The organism is Flavobacterium okayamense (assembly GCF_019702945.1).
GTDB classification, from domain to species: domain Bacteria; phylum Bacteroidota; class Bacteroidia; order Flavobacteriales; family Flavobacteriaceae; genus Flavobacterium; species Flavobacterium okayamense.
In genome coordinates this window covers 688,554-707,954 of record NZ_AP024749.1, presented here as the reverse complement: position 1 = coordinate 707,954, position 19,401 = coordinate 688,554, and the positions used below count along the sequence as shown (strand labels likewise).

20 protein-coding genes are annotated in these 19,401 nt (G+C 30.8%); 14 read left to right on the top strand and 6 right to left on the bottom strand.

Translation table 11 applies throughout. From position 1 onward, the window contains the following. The first annotated feature begins 79 nt into the window (after positions 1-79). Complete coding sequence (gene amaB / locus KK2020170_RS03190; RefSeq protein WP_221259363.1) at positions 80-1,648, top strand: L-piperidine-6-carboxylate dehydrogenase; 1,569 nt, start codon at positions 80-82, stop codon at positions 1,646-1,648. 69 nt (positions 1,649-1,717) lie between these two features. Here the strand turns inward: amaB and KK2020170_RS03185 are convergent, their stop codons facing one another. The 4 genes from KK2020170_RS03185 to KK2020170_RS03170 are packed head-to-tail and all read right to left on the bottom strand — an operon-like array spanning position 1,718 to position 4,966. Then, a complete protein-coding gene (locus KK2020170_RS03185; RefSeq protein ID WP_221259362.1) occupies positions 1,718-3,130 on the bottom strand; it encodes a hypothetical protein in 1,413 nt (470 codons plus the stop codon). A 5-nt stretch (positions 3,131-3,135) separates the two neighbouring features. Continuing rightward, positions 3,136-3,711 (bottom strand): PhnA domain-containing protein, encoded by a 576-nt coding sequence (locus tag KK2020170_RS03180; RefSeq protein WP_221259361.1) that lies wholly within the window; start codon positions 3,709-3,711, stop codon positions 3,136-3,138. A 3-nt stretch (positions 3,712-3,714) separates the two neighbouring features. Beyond that, complete coding sequence (locus KK2020170_RS03175) at positions 3,715-4,206, bottom strand: DUF6646 family protein (RefSeq protein WP_221259360.1); 492 nt, start codon at positions 4,204-4,206, stop codon at positions 3,715-3,717. A gap of 34 nt (positions 4,207-4,240) precedes the next feature. Continuing rightward, a complete protein-coding gene (locus tag KK2020170_RS03170) occupies positions 4,241-4,966 on the bottom strand; it encodes a metallophosphoesterase family protein (RefSeq protein ID WP_221259359.1) in 726 nt (241 codons plus the stop codon). 157 nt (positions 4,967-5,123) lie between these two features. On the opposite strand from KK2020170_RS03170, the gene KK2020170_RS03165 reads away from it, so the two are divergent. The 5 genes from KK2020170_RS03165 (at position 5,124) to KK2020170_RS03145 (ending at position 8,645) form a co-directional block, all read left to right on the top strand. After that, positions 5,124-5,381, top strand: a complete 258-nt coding sequence (locus KK2020170_RS03165; RefSeq protein WP_221259358.1) for a hypothetical protein — start codon at positions 5,124-5,126, stop codon at positions 5,379-5,381. A gap of 22 nt (positions 5,382-5,403) precedes the next feature. Further along, a complete protein-coding gene (locus tag KK2020170_RS03160) occupies positions 5,404-5,583 on the top strand; it encodes a hypothetical protein (protein WP_221259357.1) in 180 nt (59 codons plus the stop codon). Positions 5,584-5,619: 36 nt separating this feature from the next. After that, a complete protein-coding gene (locus KK2020170_RS03155; RefSeq protein WP_221259356.1) occupies positions 5,620-7,626 on the top strand; it encodes a tetratricopeptide repeat-containing sensor histidine kinase in 2,007 nt (668 codons plus the stop codon). 2 nt (positions 7,627-7,628) lie between these two features. Further along, the gene (locus KK2020170_RS03150; protein WP_221259355.1) at positions 7,629-8,306 is read left to right on the top strand and encodes a response regulator; all 678 of its coding nucleotides are present in this window, start codon (positions 7,629-7,631) and stop codon (positions 8,304-8,306) included. A gap of 114 nt (positions 8,307-8,420) precedes the next feature. Next, the gene (locus tag KK2020170_RS03145; RefSeq protein WP_221259354.1) at positions 8,421-8,645 is read left to right on the top strand and encodes a hypothetical protein; all 225 of its coding nucleotides are present in this window, start codon (positions 8,421-8,423) and stop codon (positions 8,643-8,645) included. Here the strand turns inward: KK2020170_RS03145 and KK2020170_RS03140 are convergent. Together KK2020170_RS03140 and KK2020170_RS03135 are read right to left on the bottom strand one after the other, a co-directional pair. Continuing rightward, entirely contained in the window at positions 8,642-9,781 is a 1,140-nt protein-coding gene (locus KK2020170_RS03140; protein ID WP_221259353.1) for an ATP-binding protein, read from the bottom strand. The two genes, KK2020170_RS03145 and KK2020170_RS03140, sit on opposite strands and share 4 nt — an antisense overlap. 18 nt (positions 9,782-9,799) lie before the next feature. Beyond that, the gene (locus KK2020170_RS03135; protein WP_221259352.1) at positions 9,800-10,663 is read right to left on the bottom strand and encodes an aldo/keto reductase; all 864 of its coding nucleotides are present in this window, start codon (positions 10,661-10,663) and stop codon (positions 9,800-9,802) included. Positions 10,664-10,842: 179 nt separating this feature from the next. On the opposite strand from KK2020170_RS03135, the gene KK2020170_RS03130 reads away from it, so the two are divergent. The 8 genes from KK2020170_RS03130 to KK2020170_RS13180 all read left to right on the top strand — a co-directional run bounded on the left by KK2020170_RS03130 (position 10,843) and on the right by KK2020170_RS13180 (position 19,332). Further along, positions 10,843-11,847, top strand: a complete 1,005-nt coding sequence (locus KK2020170_RS03130) for an AAA family ATPase (protein WP_221259351.1) — start codon at positions 10,843-10,845, stop codon at positions 11,845-11,847. 78 nt (positions 11,848-11,925) lie between these two features. Further along, positions 11,926-12,792, top strand: coding sequence for a DUF58 domain-containing protein (locus KK2020170_RS03125; protein ID WP_221259350.1), 867 nt, complete (start codon positions 11,926-11,928; stop codon positions 12,790-12,792). A gap of 34 nt (positions 12,793-12,826) precedes the next feature. Beyond that, complete coding sequence (locus KK2020170_RS03120; protein WP_221259349.1) at positions 12,827-14,512, top strand: BatD family protein; 1,686 nt, start codon at positions 12,827-12,829, stop codon at positions 14,510-14,512. Then, positions 14,505-15,509 carry a vWA domain-containing protein gene (locus tag KK2020170_RS03115; protein WP_221259348.1) on the top strand — a complete coding sequence of 335 codons (1,005 nt, stop codon included), beginning with the start codon at positions 14,505-14,507 and terminating at the stop codon, positions 15,507-15,509. Before KK2020170_RS03120 ends, KK2020170_RS03115 begins: the two co-directional genes overlap by 8 nt. Positions 15,510-15,512: 3 nt before the next feature. Beyond that, positions 15,513-16,547 carry a vWA domain-containing protein gene (locus KK2020170_RS03110; protein ID WP_221259347.1) on the top strand — a complete coding sequence of 345 codons (1,035 nt, stop codon included), beginning with the start codon at positions 15,513-15,515 and terminating at the stop codon, positions 16,545-16,547. A 1-nt stretch (position 16,548) separates the two neighbouring features. Beyond that, a complete protein-coding gene (locus tag KK2020170_RS03105; protein WP_221259346.1) occupies positions 16,549-17,355 on the top strand; it encodes a tetratricopeptide repeat protein in 807 nt (268 codons plus the stop codon). Between the two features lie 85 nt (positions 17,356-17,440). Further along, positions 17,441-19,198, top strand: a complete 1,758-nt coding sequence (locus KK2020170_RS03100; RefSeq protein ID WP_221259345.1) for a BatD family protein — start codon at positions 17,441-17,443, stop codon at positions 19,196-19,198. A gap of 5 nt (positions 19,199-19,203) precedes the next feature. Continuing rightward, complete coding sequence (locus KK2020170_RS13180) at positions 19,204-19,332, top strand: hypothetical protein (RefSeq protein WP_255567338.1); 129 nt, start codon at positions 19,204-19,206, stop codon at positions 19,330-19,332. The last annotated feature ends 69 nt before the right edge of the window (positions 19,333-19,401 follow it).

The following is a 19,401-nucleotide window of genomic DNA, read 5'->3' as shown; positions in this document are numbered from 1 at the left end:
TACATAATCTTTAAAATAAGAGTCAAATTAAATTCTTAAATTTGCAAAAATTTAACCAAAACACGTAAAAAAGTTAAAAATGTCAACAATAGCACAATCAACAGTTGCCGAGCAATTTGGAATGAAAGAAGCATTACAAGTTTTAGGCGTAAAAGAAATAAATGAAGGGACTTCAACAGGAAGTGAGTGGTTTTCTAACGGAGAAATTATCGAAAGTTATTCTCCTGTAGATGGACAATTAATTGGAAAAGTTAAAGCGACAACTGCGGAAGATTACGAGAGAGTAATGCAAAAAGCAACTGAAGCTTTTAAAACTTTCAGAGCTATGCCAGCGCCACAACGTGGAGAAATTGTTCGTCAGTTTGGAAATAAGTTAAGAGAATTAAAAGAACCTCTAGGGAAATTAGTTTCTTATGAAATGGGGAAATCTTTACAAGAAGGTTACGGAGAGGTTCAAGAAATGATTGACATCTGTGATTTTGCAGTTGGTTTATCTCGTCAGTTAAACGGACAAGTAATTCCATCTGAGCGCCCAGGTCACGTAATGCGTGAGCAATGGCACCCAATTGGTGTTGTTGGAATCATTTCTGCATTTAACTTCCCAGTTGCTGTTTGGTCTTGGAATACAGCTTTAGCATGGATTTGTGGTGATGTTTGTGTGTGGAAAGCTTCAGAAAAAGCACCTTTATGTTCAATAGCTTGTCAAAATATAATTGCTGATATCTTAAAAGCAAACGGTTTACCAGAAGGTATTTCTTGTATTGTTAACGGAGATTATAGAGTAGGAGAAATGATTACTACGGATACTCGTATTCCTTTAGTATCAGCTACAGGTTCTACAAGAATGGGTAGAATTGTAGGTGCTAAGGTTGCAGAACGTTTCGGAAAATCATTATTAGAATTAGGTGGAAACAACGCAATTATCATTACACCAACAGCAGATTTAAAAGTAGTTGTTCCTGGAGCAGTTTTCGGAGCAGTAGGTACTTGCGGACAACGTTGTACTTCAACGCGTCGTTTGATTATTCATGAATCAGTTTATGATACAGTTCGCGATGCAATTGTTGGTGCATACAAACAAATTAAATTAGGAAATCCTTTAGATGAGAAAAACCATGTTGGTCCACTTATCGATAAAGATGCAGTAAACACGTATTTATCGGCTATTGAAAAAGCAAAAGCTGAAGGTGGAAAAGTATTAGTTGAAGGTGGCGTTTTAGAAGGCGAAGGATACGAAAGTGGTTGTTATGTAAAACCTGCGATTATCGAAGCTGAAAATCATTTTGAAATTGTACAACATGAAACTTTCGCACCAATTTTATACTTAATGAAATATAGCGGAGAAGTTGAAAATGCAATTGAAATTCAAAATGGAGTTGCGCAAGGATTATCGTCTTCAATCATGACTAACAGTATGAAAGAAGCTGAAAAATTCTTATCATTTGCCGGTTCAGATTGTGGTATTGCCAATGTAAACATTGGAACTTCTGGTGCTGAAATTGGTGGTGCATTTGGTGGTGAAAAAGAAACTGGTGGTGGACGTGAGTCAGGTTCAGATGCTTGGAAAGTTTACATGAGAAGACAAACGAACACGGTTAACTATTCTGACCAATTACCTTTAGCACAAGGAATTAAGTTTGATTTATAATTTTCTTTAGATTAAAGAAAATAGAATATAGAGAATAGAAAAAATCCCGCTTTTGGCGGGATTTTTTGTTTAATTTATGTTTTTTACTTCGATATGAACCTTTTTAGATTTCTTGTTGAAGTAGATAAGGTGATATTCTGTATCGGTGAATGCACAAGAAAACTCTTTAAAGTTGTTGTTTTCTTCGTAAGGGCTTAATAAGGCTTCTTTATCTACGTTTTTAAATATAGTTTCCTCATTAGAGGATGTAATAATTTTGAAATCAGTTGGATTTACTACAAACTCCAAAGATTGGTATTTATCATCTTTAAGACTTAATATAAAATCGAAGTAAGCATCAAATTTATCTGATGGACCAAAACCTCCAGCTCTAATTTGATTATGTATCATCATATGTTGCATCATTATTTGTTGTTGTTGCATAAACCATGTATGAAACCACCAGTTATAATTGTATTGATAAGTATTTTTATTAACTTTATCTATTCTTACTTTTAAGTTGTTGTTTAAAGTTTTATTAATAGTAATTGTCGATTTTAAAATCGATTTTTTGGCTTCTTTAAGAAAAATATCTAATTCATTTGAATTGAAGTTTTCTTTTAAGTCATTTAAAAAGGAAATCTTATTTATAAATTGTTGATTATCTAAGTTAAAAGCATTAACACTAAAATCTTCCTTTCCACTTCCTAAAACCACAAATGTGTTATCTACTACATAACTATTTATATCCTTTAATTCTTTGTCAAAATTAGTTTTGAATTTGTATTTAGTAATAGGATTTTGTGAGTTAGAATTTAATTGAAAAACATTACTAAATTCTCTATTTGAATTGTCGGTAAAAAAAATATTTTCGTTTATACAATAAGCTTTAAATGGGTTTATAGAGCCATTTTTTACAAATTCATTTTGATTAATTGCATCAGGAGTATTTTTAACAATAGTTTTAAACTCTTTAATCAACTCTTCAGGAACATAAATAGTTTTATTTGTTTTTAGCGCGCTAGATTCTATTTTTTGAACCGTTATACTTTTTCCGGAAGGATCTAAATTTATTGCTATAGAAAAATTAGATTCAGTAAAAATTAAATCTGGATTTTCAATATTTTCAATTTTATCAAAGCTCTTTTTGCCTGTTTTTGTATCTAAATCTATTATGAAAAGTGTTTTGTTTCTTTTACTATAATTAGTAAAGGTTAACGTGTTTTCATTTTTATGTTGAGAGAGAATATTAGGCATTTCATTAAAAATAGCATCCTCCAACTGAATTACTTTTTTCTCATTATTAATTAAAAATGATCTAACAATATATTTACTTGATTGTGTGTTTCTAATAATTATAAAATGAGAACTTTCATTATTGCTAAAATTATTAGACATTGATCCTTCAAGCTTTTCATTTTCGTTTAATGAAACACTAAAAAACTCTGTGGCAAAACCAAAATTTACACCCATTAGGATTAATAGTAATATAAACTTCCTCATCTTTTTTACTTCGTTTTCTTTACGTATTGCGTTAAAATAACGATATGTTGGCCTTCCACACGACCTTCAATTTGTTCGGCATTGTCCCAAACTAATTTGATGTTATGAACAGGGGCGCCTCGTTTTGCGGTAAAGTTGGCACCTTTTACGTCTAAATCTTTAATTAAAACTACCGAGTCGCCATCTTGTAAAATGTTTCCATTAGAATCCTTATGTACAATTTTACCTTCCTCATCTTCGTCTTCCCCAGTTGCTTTTGCCCATTCTAATGCCTCTTCATCAAGATACATCATGTCTAATAAATCATAATTTTTTAAACGAGCTAACATTCGCCAAGAAACGATTTGTACGGGTAAATTTTCATTCCACATACTATCTGATAAACCTCTCCAATCATTAGGATTCATCAATTCTTTGTTTTCGATTTGCTCTTTTAACGACTTTGTAATTAAAATGCAATTTTCAGGAATATCTTCTGTTTTTGGTTCTACTAAATAAACCACTAAGTTTTCATCGCTTCCACTAATTTCACAAACCGAACCGCTTCTATCTTTTAATCTTTTTTCTGTAACTATACTCATTTTCTATAAATTAAAACTTGCTCCAATTGAGAAGTTAAATTGATTATTATAATTTTCAAATCCCACAACATCGGTATCATATTGCGCAATTGGGAATTGTACTTCCGAATAAATTCCTATTCCATCGGTAAAGAAATAACGAGCACCTAAATGTGCACCAAAGTTTTTTAAACCAATATCTAAACCAGGGTAAAAATCAAACTTTTCTTCAATATCAAATATATCTGCAATATGAGCACTAAAACGGGCTTTTAAATCAAAACGATCTTCAAAATTTGGTTTATCTCCTAAAACTTCTTCAACTCCTAACAAATAGCATGCTACTCCTCCAATTGAAAAGTTTTTTCCTAAACCATGATCATAAGTGCCAATAATACCATTTCCGTGATCTTGAAAATTAGCGCCAATTTGAAATTTTTGATCTCCTTTTCCACTAAAAACTTGCCCTTGAGCAAAAGCAGAAAAAAAAGTAAGTATAAAAACTATTTTTTTCATTATTGTAAATTTTGAACAAAGATAAGGAATAGGCTTAATTCCGACCTTTTTCGTTTGGATATAATTCAGGTAAAACATCACTTTGCCAAAATTCTTTGGTGTCTACATCCATAATTGTTAGTTTTCCTTTAAATGCAGCACCAGTATCTATATTCCAAATACAAGCTTTGTTAACCGGAATTGTTTCATTAATTTGGGTAACTGGTGTGTGGCCAATGTAAATTTCGTTATACAAATTGAATCTTTTAGGATAAAATAAATCGTCTTTAGAAAGATTTGAATCTAAAGCCAAAGCTGTTTCCCAAAGTGTTCGGTCCCAATAAAAAAGCTTTTTATAATATTCGAATTCAATTCCTTTATAACTCGTAAAACCGGCATGAAGAAACAATCTGTTTTTATCATCCAAATGAAAAGTTGGCAAAGACTTAATAAACTTGATATGCTGCTGAATTTTATCAGGACTTAATAGTTGATATTCATTTACAGTAACTTGTCCTCCATGTTGAAGCCAAACCAAATTTTCTTCACCAGTTTCCAACCATTCTAATAGTAATTCGTCGTGATTTCCTAATAAACAAATACAATTATGTGTCGACTGAAAATGGATTAAAAAATCAATCACCTTAGACGACTCACTCCAACCATCAACATAATCACCTAAGAAAATAATAAGATCATTTGGAGTCACTTTTGCCCTTTCAAGAGTTTGTTTTAAGGCTTTTAAACCTCCATGAACATCACCAACAACTAATTTACGCATAGAGAAACTTTAACAATTTTTACAGAAAATCTGTATCCAACTAAAACTCTTTCTTTCTTAACTTTGTTTCTAGTCGAATTATTTGATTATCAAATAATTATAATTTATTTGAGTTTTAAGGAAATCAAAAATACAAAATAACCCAATATTAAATATTATGAAAAAAGTAATTTTTGCTCTAAGCTTAGTTAGCTTAGTATTGGTATCTGTGTCGTGTTCAACAGATGCTTATGACATGCCAGACACAGAAGAATTAAAGGTTCACAGAATGAATGAACAATTAAACCTTATTTATGATGACATTTTACCAATAGATGACAACGAATCTAATTGGGCAGCTAAAGATGGAGAAGAGGATACAACAGGTTCGTCAGACAACACAGAACCAGTTTTAGTACCACCAAAAAAAGATTAATAGAATATAAAAATACAAAAACATGAAAAATTCAACAGTTTTATTTGGATTAGTAATATTAATTACTCTATTATCAATGATTTCTAAAGAAGTTATGAAACAACCAAAAAATGAAATTTATTTTGAAAAAGAGTTTAAAACAGTAAATTCATCTATTCATTCAGGAGAGCAATTACCAATTATCAGTATAAAAAGAGATTAATGGTAATTTTGTTTAGCTTTGTGAAAAGGATCTGATTTGAAATATTTATTAGCTTTTACCCTAGTATTAATTTTCTTTTCATGTAAAAGAGATGAAAATAATTTACCCAATTCAAGTAAATTAGAAAATCATTTTATTGAAGCATACAATCTTGAATTAAATAGAGACGATAGAATTAAGCATGTTGATTCAGCTTATTCAATTGTTAACAATAAAAATGAAAGAGATTCTTTACAATTAAAAAATATTTTTAAAGTAGCTAACAGGTATTTTACTTTGTTAGAATATGATAATTATTTTAAAGTATCAAAAGAGGCTTTAAGTTTATCTAAAGCCTTAAAAGACACTCTTCAAATTGCTAAAGCAGAATATTATATAGGAGATTATTATTTTTATAATTTTAAAAATGATAGTGCATATTATTATTATCTAAGAGCTAAAGATAAATATGAAAAAAAGACTGATAAATACAATTTAGCAATAACGACCTTACATATTGCAAGAGTCTTATTATTTGAAAAAGATTTTTTAGGAAGTGAAATTGAAACAATTAACGCTTTAAAAATTGCTCAAGAAATAAATGACAATGAAATAATTCATCAATGTTATGATAATTTAGGTAGAGTTCTAGAAGGTCAAAAAAATTATGAAAAATCAATTGAGTATTATTTTAAATCACTTGAAGAATTAAAAAAATCAGATAAAAACATAAATACAGGTCTTTTAGAAGTTCAAGCTTATAATAATATTGGTCATGTATATTTAAATGCAAAATCCTATAACAGAGCTTTGAATATATACAACAAGGCTTTAGAGGTTAAAGAAACAAAAGAGTTACATCCAGGACTATATGCATCTGTTCTTAGTTTATATGCCTATACAAATTTTAAATTAAAAAAAGATGCTATAAATGACTTTAATGAAGCATTAAAAATTAGAGATAGTATTAACGATGTTGCAGGAAAAATCAACAGCCGTATCCACCTTACAGAATATTATTTAGAAAAAAAAGATACCCTTAATGCCAAAAAATTAAACCAAGAGGCTTATCAACTCGCCAAAGAATCTAACTACAACAAAGAAGTCTTAACTACTTTAGATTTTTTTACCAAAATAGAGCCCAAAAAAGGCTTACAATACGCCCAAGAATACATAAAACTTAGCGACAGTTTACAAGAACAAGAGAGAAATACTCGAAATAAATTAGCGCGAATTGAATTTGAAACCGATCAAATTATAATTGAAAAAGAAGCGATTACTAATAAGCTTTCTACAATTGTACTAGTTTTTCTTGTGTTGTTTTCCATAGGATCATTACTATACATAGTTCTTTATTTAAGAAGCAGACAAAAGCAATTAGTTTTTGCACATCAACAACAACAAGCAAACGAGAAGATCTATCAAATGATGATTGAGCAACAAGTAAAAATAGACGAAGCTAGAAATTCAGAGAAGAAGAGAATTGCAAGAGAATTACATGATGGAGTTATGAATAAATTAGCCAGTACAAGACTAAATTTATTTGTTTTAAATAAAAGAACTGACGAAGAAACAATCCAAAAATGTTTACCACATATTAACGAAATTCAAAATATAGAAAAAGAAGTAAGAAGTATAGCTCACGAATTAACAGCCGAATCATATACAAATAATAACTTTAAAAATATTTTAGTTGATTTCCTTGAAAAACAGAAACCACTAACGGAATCAAATTTAGTATATAATATTGATGAAAACATTCCATGGGAAACTATTGAGACTAAAATTAAAATGAACTTATATAGAATTTTACAAGAAGCTCTTTTTAATACAAACAAATATGCCGAAGCCAAAAATATTTCTATAGAATTCATTAAGAATGAAAATTCTTTACTGGTCAATATAAGTGATGATGGAAAGGGTTTTGATACTTCTAAAAAGAAAAAAGGAATTGGTATTAAAAACATGCAGGAAAGAGCCGATGATATAAATGCAGAATTTAAATTAAAATCAGGACCCAATAAAGGCACACAAATTTCGTTAGTTTTAAATAAGATATATTAGTTATGGAAGAAAACAAGTTAAATATTTTTATGATTGACGATCACCCCATGATAATTGAGGGTTATAAAAGTATATTATCTTTTAATGAAATGGGGTTAACATTTAATTACACAACTGCTTTTTCCTGTAAAGAAGCTTATCAAGTTCTTCAAAAATCTACGATTTCTACTTTTGATGTTGTCTTTCTTGATTTAAGCCTACCACCATATGAAGAAGAGAAAATACTTTCGGGTGAAGATTTAGCGGCAATCATAAAACAGAAACTTCCTGAAACTAAAATAATAATACTTACTTCTCATGCTGAAGCGTTTATGCTTTATGATTTAAAGAAAAAAATAAAACCTAACGGACTTTTGGTTAAAAGTGATTTCTCTGCAGAAGAACTTTTGTCTGCATTTGAGCATATTATCCAAGGTAAAATTTATGAAAGTAAAACGGTTTCTGAAGGTATAAATGAGATTCTTTCAACAGGATCAAATAATGTACTTTTAGATGAGCAAAACAGAGAAATAATTAGATTACTATCTCAAGGTGTTTTAACTAAAAATATTCCACAGTATTTAAATCTTGGTCAAAGTGCTGTTGATAAACGAAAAGCACAAATAAAAGAATGCTTTTCTATCGTAGGCGGAAGTGATGAAGATATAGTAAGAGAAGCTAAAAAGCACGGTTTCATCTAGTATTTCTGTATCTAAACTTTAACAAAATATACAGAAAACCTGTATCCACTCAATTACTATCTTGCCGTAACTTTACATTATTAGGAATGAGGTTAACTTTAATAATGAGAAGACATGAAACGATTTGTAATTGTAATTTCGGCACTAATAGTTCTTACATTAATTTGGTTAGGAATTATTATGAATGCAGCAAGTTTTTATCTTGATTTTGATAATGAATCAAAGTTGCTTTTTAAAAACGTAGCGATTCAGTTTAAAGTAATTTATGCTTCAGGTATAATATTATTTGTTAGTTATGCCTATATGTTAATTTCACAAAAGTTTAATAATTTTTTTTAGTTATATTTCATTTTTCGCAACACTCTCATAGCCTCTTTAAAGGCAATGTAAGCTTCTTGATTTTCTAATTCCTTTAAAACTCTTTTTGCCTCAATTAGTTTTTGCTTCGCTTCATCAAATCCATTTAAATAGCAAATCATCAAAGTCGAAGGTAAAATTAGTAAGTCAGAAGCTTCTCTTGGAGTGAGACTTAAACCATTTTCAAGTTTTTTTAACAAACTCAGATTAGCATTGTAAATATGATGCAGTAATTTTCTATTGTATTGAGGCGGTTCAAAAAGCATTTCGTTTTCAATTTTATAATAACCATTGTCAAAAAATGTAATGGTTACTTTTTCCAAAGGATAATAACTGGTTTTATCATTTATACCAAGCGGAACATATTCAATAGTTGTAAAAGACGTTTCATCATATTCAATTACAACATCGTCTTGAGCCGAATAAAATAATTTTACTTGCTCATTTATTAATTCAATATCTACTCTAGAATAAAAAATTTTATCGCGAACCTTTCGTTTGTTTCCTGCCCAACATACAACAAAAAGCTCCTTAAAAACCTTGTATTTATGATGTAGATCGTTATGTCTATTATTTATAAAATCTAATACACCATCTAAAGTGTGTTCAATGCTGTTTCTTGAATTATTTTCGATACTGATAACAGTTTCTGTATTTAATTTTGAAAACGGAATTTTATCTTCTGTTGGCATAGAGTTACTACCAACCCTAACAAAGTGTGTTTTTGCAGGAATAGTGTAAATTCCTTTTTTAAAATAAGATGTTTTACTTTTAGGTTTAATGGTTATTAAACCCACAACTTTAGATTTGTCTAAATTTGGAAAAGGAATGTTTTCGTATTGAATTTTTGGAGGATTTTCTAAATAAGCATTTACTAAATTTTGAATACGACTATCATCAAAAAAATCATCACCTACAATTTCATTAGTTTCATCTTCTACGCCAACTAAAATATAGGAATTATTTACTGGATTAGAGTTTGATAAAGCACAAATATGTTTTAAAAACTTTGCTTTACCTTCTTTTGTGTGAAGATTCAATTGACGCTTTTTATCATAAAAGGAATTCTCATCATTGTGAGCTAATAAATTTTTGATAAGTAAGCGCTTGTTTATCATATTCCAATCTTCTGAAAATTAGGGAACTTTGTGTCCCAAACTCGTAGTCCAAATTTTAAACCAATCTTCAGTCTCTAATTGAAATGAATCTAACTTCTTTAGATTCTCAATTCTATCATGATTGGCAGTACCAATAACCGGAATTACTTGAGAAGGATGTTGTAAAATCCATCTTAAAAGAATAATGTCAGCAGATACTTCATATTTAATAATTAAATCGGCAAGTAAATTTTTAAGACATAAAGTTTGTTCATTATTTTCTTTAAAAACACTTCCTAAAGGATTCCAAGCCATCGGTTTTATTTGATTTAAAAGCATATAATCTAACTGTCCATCAGTTAAAGGAAAATGATGGGTTGCAGAAAATTGAATTTGATTTACTTCTACATCAACATATTGCTTTACTAAGTCGGTTTGATGAGGTAAAAAATTAGATAATCCAAAGTGCTTTATTTTCCCTCTCTCTTTTAAAATTGAAACGGCTTCCGCAACTTCTTCAGGTTTTAGAAGTGGACTAGGTCTATGTAATAAAAGTAAATCTAAATAGTCGGTTTGTAAATTTTTTAACGATTCATCAACACTCCATAAGATATATTCTTTGGAGTAATCGTAATGTTTTATTTGATAACTTCGTTTTTCAGATAAATATTTAATTCCACATTTTGAAATTAATTGAACAGCTTCTCTTTGAATTCCAGAACTTTTAAAGGCTTTCCCGAAACTTTCTTCAGTTGTATAACCACCATAAATATCAGCATGATCAAAACTGGTAATATTTTGATTCATAAAAGTATGAATCAGTTTTTCCATTGATTTTATGTCTAGGTTTTTATCCCAAACCCCCCAATTCATAACGCCAGCGATTATTGGTGTAAACTTCATTTTTTTGCGCTTTTTTTAAATATTTTCTTAAAAGTATAAAAAGAAAATCATAAATAATAACAAGATGGCTTCTCTTAGTGCTTTTTTTAACGCTATGTTAACATCGTAGTCCTAAATAAATTTTCAATTTTGAAATGTTAAAAATATTTTGAATTTTTGACACGCTAAAAATTTAAGAAATGGAAGAGAATACTGCTACTTTAGACATTCGTGCAATAAATGAAAAAATAGAAAGAGAAAGTGCATTTGTTGATTTGCTAACAATGGAAATGAATAAAGTTATTGTTGGGCAGAAACAAATGATAGAAAGATTATTAATTGGTTTGTTAGGCCAAGGACATATTTTGTTAGAAGGTGTTCCTGGTTTGGCAAAAACTTTAGCAATTAATACATTATCACAAGCGGTTCACGGTACGTTTAGCCGAATTCAGTTTACACCCGATTTATTACCTGCCGATGTTGTAGGAACGATGATTTACAACATTAAAGCCAACGATTTCTCGATAAAGAAAGGACCTATTTTTGCCAATTTCGTTTTAGCCGATGAAATTAACCGTGCTCCAGCAAAAGTACAATCTGCATTGTTAGAAGCCATGCAAGAAAAACAAGTAACCATTGGTGATGAAACGTTTAAGTTAGATAAACCGTTTTTAGTAATGGCAACTCAAAACCCTGTTGAGCAAGAAGGAACTTATCCGTTACCTGAAGCGCAAGTTGACCGTTTTATGTTGAAAGTGGTTATCGATTACCCTAAAATGGAAGACGAACGTTTAGTAATTCGTCAAAATTTGGCAGGAAGTTTCGAAAAAGTAAACCAAGTGGTTTCTTTAGAACAAATTTTAAGAGCACAACAAGCGGTTCGAGAGGTTTACATGGACGAAAAAATCGAAAAATACATTTTAGACATTATTTTCGCAACTCGTTATCCAGAAAAATACAATTTAGAAAGTCTAAAACCATTAATTAGTTTCGGAGCTTCTCCACGTGGAAGTATTAATTTAGCAACAGCTGCTAAATGTTATGCATTCATCAAGCGTAGAGGTTATGTAATTCCAGAAGATGTTCGTGCAGTAGTCCACGATGTATTACGTCACAGAATTGGGATTACTTACGAAGCCGAAGCTGAAAATATCACTTCAGTTGAAATTATTAACAAAATTGTGAATCAAGTAGAAGTGCCATAAACTAGTTGGCAGTAAACAGTAATTAGTTGGAAGTTTTGGCCAACTGAACACTTTAAACTGAACACTGAACACTAAAAAATGGATACTAAAGAAATTCTTAAAAAAGTACGTAAGATTGAAATAAAAACCCGAAGATTGAGCGATCATATCTTTTCGGGAGAATACCATACGTCTTTTAAAGGACGCGGGATGACTTTTTCTGAAGTACGCCAATATCAATACGGAGACGATGTTAGAGCTATTGATTGGAATGTAACTGCTCGTTACAATGAACCTTATATAAAAGTTTTTGAAGAAGAAAGAGAATTAACCATGATGTTAATGGTCGATTGTAGTGGTTCGGAGAGTTTTGGAACGCAAAATCAATTAAAAAGTGAAGTGGTTACTGAAATTGCAGCAACTTTAGCTTTTTCTTCTACTCAAAATAATGATAAAGTAGGTTTAATTCTATTTTCAGATGAAATTGAATTATTTATTCCGCCTAAAAAAGGAAAATCTCATGTGTTGAGGATCATTCGTGAATTGATAGAATTTCAACCAAAAAGTAAAAAAACAGATATTGCTCAAGCTTTAAAATTCTTGTCAAGTGTCATGAAGAAAAAAGCAATTGTGTTTATGATTTCCGATTTTATGTCGAAAGATTACGAACATACTTTGAAAATTGCATCAAAAAAACACGATGTAACAGGAATTAGAGTTTTTGACAAACGTGAGGAAAGCCTACCCAATTTAGGTTTAGTAAACATGTTAGATGCCGAATCGGGTAAAACAATGTTGGTTGATACTTCATCTAAAAAGTTACGCCAAAACTACGAGATAAATTACCGCACAAATGTAAATTATTTTACAAGTATTTTTTCAAAGTGTGGCGCCGGAGCAGTAAGTTCAAGGGTTGATGAAAGTTATGTAACAAAACTTTTAGGATATTTTAAAGCAAGAAATTAGACTTTAGAGAATAGAAAAAAGAAGAAGAAAGACAATGAAACTAAATAAAGATTTCAATAGTAGTATTCTAAATAACACGATTTTGTCATATCGAGCGAAGTTGAGATGTCTCATAATTTTATTATTCTTAGCAACTTCATTTTCATTCTCTCAATCGATAACATCTTCAATTGATTCAACAGAGATTAAAATTGGTTCTCAATTTAATTTAACCATAAAAGCGAATGTTAAACCAACCGATAGAGTGGTTTTTCCTGAAGGACAAATGTTTGGTGCTTTAGAAGTTTTAGAATCAAATCCTGTAGATACAATAAAGCTTGAAGGGAAATTCGAATTGATAAAAAAATACGGATTAACACAATTCGATTCCGGTCGATATGTGGTTCCACCATTAAATGTTATCATTAACGAAAAAGCTATAAAAACCGATTCATTCCCAATTGTTGTAAACAATGTTGTAGTCGATACTATAAAACAACAAATGTTTGATATTAAACCAATTGTTAAAGTTGAAGAGCCTACGAGTTATTGGTGGTTATGGTTGTTGTTATTTGTCTTAGCTGCTTGCGCATTAGGTTATGGTTTGTATTATTTTATAAAGAAAAGACAAACGAAACAAAATGAAAAAGAAGCGGTTTTATATGCATCACCAATAGAAAAAGCTTTAGCACAATTACAGCAATTAGAGGAAAAAGAATTGTGGCAACATGGTGAAACCAAAGCATATTATTCTGAACTAACAGATATAACACGAACTTATATCGAAGAGGCGGTAGATGTTCCTGCCATGGAAAGTACTTCTACAGAATTATACGATGCTTTAGTGGTTGCCATTCGAAATAAAAAAATCAAACTGAGCAGAGAAACATTAGAACAATTCAAAAAAGTAATGTCTAATGCTGATTTAGTTAAGTTCGCGAAATCTAAACCGCTTGATTTCGAAATTGAAAACGATAAAAAAACAATCGATACGTTCTTAATGTCTTTAGATAAGGCTATTCCTAGAACAGAAGACGAAACGCAAGATTTGTTTGCAGAAGAATTAAAACGCAAAAAAGACCGTAAACAAAAATTACAAAGAATCTGGATTCCTATTACAACTGTAGTTATGTTATTAGGTATTGTAGGTGTATTCTTTTTAGTTACCAAAGGAACTGAATTTGCCAGAGAAAACTTTTTAGGTCACAATGCCAAATCATTATTAAACGAAGAATGGATTACATCCGATTACGGAGATCCTGCAATAACGGTTTCTACACCTAAAGTTTTAAAAAGATATATCGACGAAAAAGTTCAAAACAATTTGCCAGCCAACGTAAAATCAACGGCAAACTTCATGTACGGAAGTTTAACCGATAATTTTTCAATTGTTTTAAAAACGGTTGCTTTTAAAGATACGACTAAAGTTGATTTAGACTTTGCTTTAGAAAATAATTTAAAGCAATTGGAATTAATGGGCGCTAACAATTTAATTGTTAAAACCGATGATTTTGAAGACCCAAAAGGTTTAACGGGTAAAAAAGCGGAAGGAACATTTGTAGCTATAAATCCAATTACTAAAGAAACGGCTAAAATGGTTTACCAAGTATTGGTTTTTGCGCAAAGTGGCGGTGGACAAGAATTATGGTTGGTTTGTAAGGAAGATGATGAATATGCAATCGAAATAATGAAACGAGTTTTAGATTCTATTGAACTGAAAAAAGCAATACCAAATGAATAATGTAACTTTTTTACATCCTGAATTTTTCTGGTTGTTTTTGGCTTTGCCATTAGCAATAGTTTGGTATTGGTTCAAAAGAAACAAGCTAAATGCAACTTTAAAAATTAGTTCAACCGAAACCTTTAAAAATGGAACTTTTTTATCAAAACTATATCCCTTTTTATTTGTTTTACGATTGTTAGCATTAAGTTCAATAATTGTTGCGTTGGCTCGTCCAAGAAGCGTAGATGTTTCAGCTAAATCTCGAGTTACCAAAGGAATCGATATTGTAATGACAATTGATGTTTCCGGAAGTATGTTAGCTAGAGATTTAAAACCAAATCGATTAGAAGCGCTAAAACGAGTTGCTTCCACTTTCATTCAAGACCGAATTAACGATAGAATTGGATTGGTTGTTTACGCAGGAGAAAGTTATACGAGAACTCCAGTTACTTCTGATAAAGAAATGGTTTTACAATCTTTAAAGACTATCGAGTACGACGATTCAATTTTAGCCGATGGAACTGGAATTGGTGTTGGTTTAGCTACAGCCATTAACCGATTAAAAGATAGCAAAGCAAAGAGTAGAATTGTTATTTTATTAACCGATGGTGTAAATAATGCAGGAACTATCGATCCTCGTATGGCGGCTGATATTGCAAAAGAGTATGGAATTAAAGTATACACGATTGGAATTGGAACAAATGGTAATGCGCCTTTTCCTTATGCAAAAGACCCAAGAACAGGTCAGTTTTTGTTCCGAAATATGCCTGTGGAAATTGATGAAGCTTTAATGAAAGAGATTGCAAAAACGACTGAAGGGAAATATTTTAGAGCAACAACAAATAAAAAATTGGAAGAAATTTATAACGAAATTAATAAGCTTGAAACAACAGAAATTCAAGAACAAAAGTATTTTAATTACGACGAAAAATTTAAACCATTTGTTGGTTTAGCATTGTTATTATTAGCATTAGAATTACTATTAAAAAATACTGTTTTTAGAGGATTTTTATAAGAAATGTATCAATTAGAAGAACCAAAATATTTATATCTTTTAGCGCTGGTAGGCATACTCGTAGCTTTGTTTTTGTTTCAATTAATTTGGAAACGAAGAAAGCAACGCGAATTCGCTAATGACGATTTATTGCGCAAATTAGCACCTGATACTTCTACGTTTAAACCAATTTTAAAGTTTGTTACCGTTGCTTTAGCTTTAGTTGCTTTAATTATTGCTTTGGTTAATCCAAAAATCGGAACCAAAATGGAAACTGTAAAGCGACAAGGTATAGATATTGTTTTTGCAGTAGATATTTCAAAAAGTATGTTGGCCGAAGATGTTGCGCCAAACCGTTTAGAAAAAGCAAAACAATTGGTTAGCCAAATCATTAATAATTTAGGAAACGACCGAATTGGAATTGTAGGTTATGCTGGAAGTGCTTATCCAGTTTTACCAATGACGACCGATTACAGCATTGCAAAAATGTACTTGCAAAACATGAATACTGATATGGTTTCATCGCAAGGAACAGCGTTAAACGATGCGATTCGTATGGCGACTCAGTTTTTCGATTCTGATGAAACAAGCAAACTAATTGTTTTAATTTCAGATGGGGAAGATCATGGAGATGGAGCAGAAGACGCCAGCTTAATTGCCGAAGAATTAGGTATAAAAATCATTACAATTGGTGTTGGAACTCCTAATGGTGGACCAATTCCAATTAAAGGATACAACGGTCAAGTTACTGAATATAAAAAAGATAAAGAAGGCGAAGTAGTTATCACTAAGTTGAACCAAGAAACTTTAGAAACTATTGCTGAAAACGCTAGTGGCGGATATGTTTCTGGAAATTCGACAAAAGACGTGGTAAACCAAATTAAAAATGCCTTAGATAATATTGAAAAAACAGAATTTGAAACCCAACAAATAGCAGAATATCAAACGCAATATCAATGGTTTATTGGAATAGCTTTTGTGTTATTGTTATTAGATATATTCTTTTTAGAACGTAAAACAAGTTGGTTACAAAAATTGAATTTATTCAACGAGAGATAGTATGGAGAAGATTATAGTAGGAATAGCAATTTTAATTTCATCATTGGTTTTTGCACAAAACAAAGATCAAAAGTTATATGATGGAGTAGTTTCTTTTGATGAAAAAAATTACATTCAATCAGAATCTGATTTCCGAATTTCGCAATCTAAAAATAAAGAACAAAAAGCAACTGCAGAATATAATCTAGGAAACAGTATTTATCGCCAAAACAATCCTGGTGAAGCCAAGTATAAATTTTACAACGCAGTTGAAGTTGCAAAAACTAAAGAAGAAAAACATCGTGCGTATCATAATTTAGGTAATGCATTTATGTTGGAAGAAAATTATCAAGATGCGGTAACGGCTTATAAAAATGCATTGCGCAATAATCCTTATGATGAAGAAACGCGTTACAATTATGCTTTAGCGAAACAAAAATTAAAAGAAAATCCGCCTCAAGGGAATAATGACAAAGACAAAAAAGGTGGAAACGATAAAAACGACCAACAAAACCAAAAACAGAATCAAGACAAGGATAAAGGAGACAATAAAGACAAGCAAGATAAAGGGAAAGATCAAGATAAAAAAGAAAACGACAAAGGGGATAACGAAAAGGATAAAAAAGAAGACGGAAAGGATAAAGAAGATAAAGGGAAAGGCGATGACAAAGAAGACCAACAAAAGCCTCAACCAAAACCTAGTGGAGCCAATAAACAACAAATAGAGAATTTATTGGAAGCAGTAAACAATGCCGAAAAGAAAATTCAAGATAAAATAAATGCCCAAAAAGTAAAAGCACAACCCGCAACAAACGATAAAGATTGGTAACACATTTTTTGTTATTCCGAACTCGTTTAGCTAAGCTGAATCGTTAATTTCGGAATCTCAAAACGAAGTGATGAGTCTAAATAAAATGAATAAAATATATTTCTACATAGTATTTTTAATCACAACATTAACCTTTGCTCAAGAAGTAAAATTTGAAGCAAAAGTTAGCAAGTCTGCTTTAGGTTTAAATGAAAAACTTCAAGTTTCTTTTGCTATAAATCAAGATGGAGATAATTTTTCACCACCAAATTTTGAAGGATTTAAAGTTGTTGGCGGACCTTTTCAGTCGACCAATTTTTCTTGGGTTAACGGTGTAAAATCGTTTAACAGAAGTTATTCTTATGTTTTACAGCCTAGACAAAAAGGGACGTTAACGATAAAATCGGCTACAATAGAATACGATGGTGAAACGTATAAAACCCAACCTATTAAAATTACGGTTACTAACGCTGTTGAAATGCCTAAAGATCCAAATAGTCCAGATTATAAAGCCGGAGAAGGAATTCATTTAGTTGCTGAGGTTTCCAAAGGAAACCCATATTTAAACGAACCTATTACAGTTGTTTACAAATTATACTTCGATCCACGATTTACGGTACAAAATGTTCGTGAAGTTGAAAACCCTAAATACAATGGCTTTTGGAGTCAGCATATAGATATTGCTAAGTTAGAAGCTGTTCCAGGAACCTATAACGGACAAGATTATGCAATGGTGGTTTGGCGAAAAGTATTATTGTATCCACAAGAAACTGGAGTTAAAGAACTAGAACCATTGAAAATTGATTTGGACGTATTGGTTCCAGTTCAAAAAAATATGGGCGGATTTTTTACGGTTCGCGATTATGAAAACGTTTCAAAAACAGTGTCTGCTGGTGCTAAATCAATTACAGTAAAACCATTACCAGAAGAAGGAAAACCATCAAGTTTTAAAGGTGCTGTCGGAAATTTCGATTTCAAAGTAAAACCATCAAAAACAGAATTAAAAAGCGGAGAGTCACTCGATTTAGAAATTAGTGTTTCTGGTGATGGAAACTTAAAATTATTCAACTTACCTAAACCTGAATTTGCAAGTGCTTTCGAAGTTTTCGATCCGCAACATCAAGAGCAAGTACAAACACCACTTTCTGGAATGACAGGAAAAATTTCAGATACATATACACTTATTCCTCAAGTAAAAGGTAAATATACAATAAAACCTATCGAGTTTTCCTATTTTGATATAGCTACAAAATCATATAAAACAATTACTTCAGAAGCCATTGAAATTAATGTTTTACAAGGAAAAGAAAATGTAGCTTCAAATGAAAATAATTCGGCTAACAAGCAAAAAGTTGAAAAGTACAATACATTTCAATTCATCAAATTAAATTCGGAATTTCAGGCGTTAGCTAAAGAAGATTTCTTTGGAAGTAGTAAATTTTACATGTTGCTTTTTGCTCCATTTTTGTTAATTCCAATAATCATTTTAGCGAAGAAGAAAAAAGAAGCAATTGATGCCGATGTGGTTGGAAACAAAATTCGTAGAAATACGAAATTGGCTAAAAAATTCCTTTCCGAAGCTAAAAAACAATTGGGTAATAAAGTGCCTTTTTATATGGCAATGGAAAAAGCAATGCACAACTTTTTGAAGGCAAAATTGCATTTGGAAACTTCTGAAATGAGTAAAGAAAACATTCAAGAATTATTGTTAGCTAAAAATGCCAACAGTGAAATTGTTTCAGAATTTATTGCACTAATGAATGATTGCGAATTTGCTCGATATACACCATCTTCTGATGTTGCGATGCAAAAAGATTACGATAGAGCCGTTACTTTAATATCTGATTTAGAAAAACAGTTGTAAGAATAATGAAAAACGAAGGTTTTTCAGAAATAGAAGCAAATCAATCGAAATTGCGTTTCGATGAAATCGAAAAGAGCATGAAGAGCAGATTTGACTTAGGTTTTGAGAATTTTAATTCGAAAAAATTTCCTTAAAACCTTCTTGACTTTTTTGGTTCGTTTTTGTGTCAAGACAAAAACGAACATCAAAGAAAACAAATTATT

What these genes read in the sequence shown, in the direction of transcription:
- amaB (WP_221259363.1), top strand. Translation starts at nt 80, where the DNA reads ATGTCAACAATAGCACAATCAACAGTTGCCGAGCAATTTGGAATGAAA.
- KK2020170_RS03115 (WP_221259348.1), top strand. Translation starts at nt 14,505, where the DNA reads ATGAATAATGTAACTTTTTTACATCCTGAATTTTTCTGGTTGTTTTTG.
- KK2020170_RS03170 (WP_221259359.1), bottom strand. Translation starts at nt 4,966, where the DNA reads ATGCGTAAATTAGTTGTTGGTGATGTTCATGGAGGTTTAAAAGCCTTA.
- KK2020170_RS03150 (WP_221259355.1), top strand. Translation starts at nt 7,629, where the DNA reads ATGGAAGAAAACAAGTTAAATATTTTTATGATTGACGATCACCCCATG.
- KK2020170_RS03100 (WP_221259345.1), top strand. Translation starts at nt 17,441, where the DNA reads ATGAATAAAATATATTTCTACATAGTATTTTTAATCACAACATTAACC.
- KK2020170_RS03180 (WP_221259361.1), bottom strand. Translation starts at nt 3,711, where the DNA reads ATGAGTATAGTTACAGAAAAAAGATTAAAAGATAGAAGCGGTTCGGTT.
- KK2020170_RS03175 (WP_221259360.1), bottom strand. Translation starts at nt 4,206, where the DNA reads ATGAAAAAAATAGTTTTTATACTTACTTTTTTTTCTGCTTTTGCTCAA.
- KK2020170_RS03135 (WP_221259352.1), bottom strand. Translation starts at nt 10,663, where the DNA reads ATGAAGTTTACACCAATAATCGCTGGCGTTATGAATTGGGGGGTTTGG.
- KK2020170_RS03125 (WP_221259350.1), top strand. Translation starts at nt 11,926, where the DNA reads ATGGATACTAAAGAAATTCTTAAAAAAGTACGTAAGATTGAAATAAAA.
- KK2020170_RS03145 (WP_221259354.1), top strand. Translation starts at nt 8,421, where the DNA reads ATGAAACGATTTGTAATTGTAATTTCGGCACTAATAGTTCTTACATTA.
- KK2020170_RS03110 (WP_221259347.1), top strand. Translation starts at nt 15,513, where the DNA reads ATGTATCAATTAGAAGAACCAAAATATTTATATCTTTTAGCGCTGGTA.
- KK2020170_RS03105 (WP_221259346.1), top strand. Translation starts at nt 16,549, where the DNA reads ATGGAGAAGATTATAGTAGGAATAGCAATTTTAATTTCATCATTGGTT.
- KK2020170_RS03160 (WP_221259357.1), top strand. Translation starts at nt 5,404, where the DNA reads ATGAAAAATTCAACAGTTTTATTTGGATTAGTAATATTAATTACTCTA.
- KK2020170_RS03165 (WP_221259358.1), top strand. Translation starts at nt 5,124, where the DNA reads ATGAAAAAAGTAATTTTTGCTCTAAGCTTAGTTAGCTTAGTATTGGTA.
- KK2020170_RS03130 (WP_221259351.1), top strand. Translation starts at nt 10,843, where the DNA reads ATGGAAGAGAATACTGCTACTTTAGACATTCGTGCAATAAATGAAAAA.
- KK2020170_RS03140 (WP_221259353.1), bottom strand. Translation starts at nt 9,781, where the DNA reads ATGATAAACAAGCGCTTACTTATCAAAAATTTATTAGCTCACAATGAT.
- KK2020170_RS03120 (WP_221259349.1), top strand. Translation starts at nt 12,827, where the DNA reads ATGAAACTAAATAAAGATTTCAATAGTAGTATTCTAAATAACACGATT.
- KK2020170_RS13180 (WP_255567338.1), top strand. Translation starts at nt 19,204, where the DNA reads ATGAAAAACGAAGGTTTTTCAGAAATAGAAGCAAATCAATCGAAATTG.
- KK2020170_RS03185 (WP_221259362.1), bottom strand. Translation starts at nt 3,130, where the DNA reads ATGAGGAAGTTTATATTACTATTAATCCTAATGGGTGTAAATTTTGGT.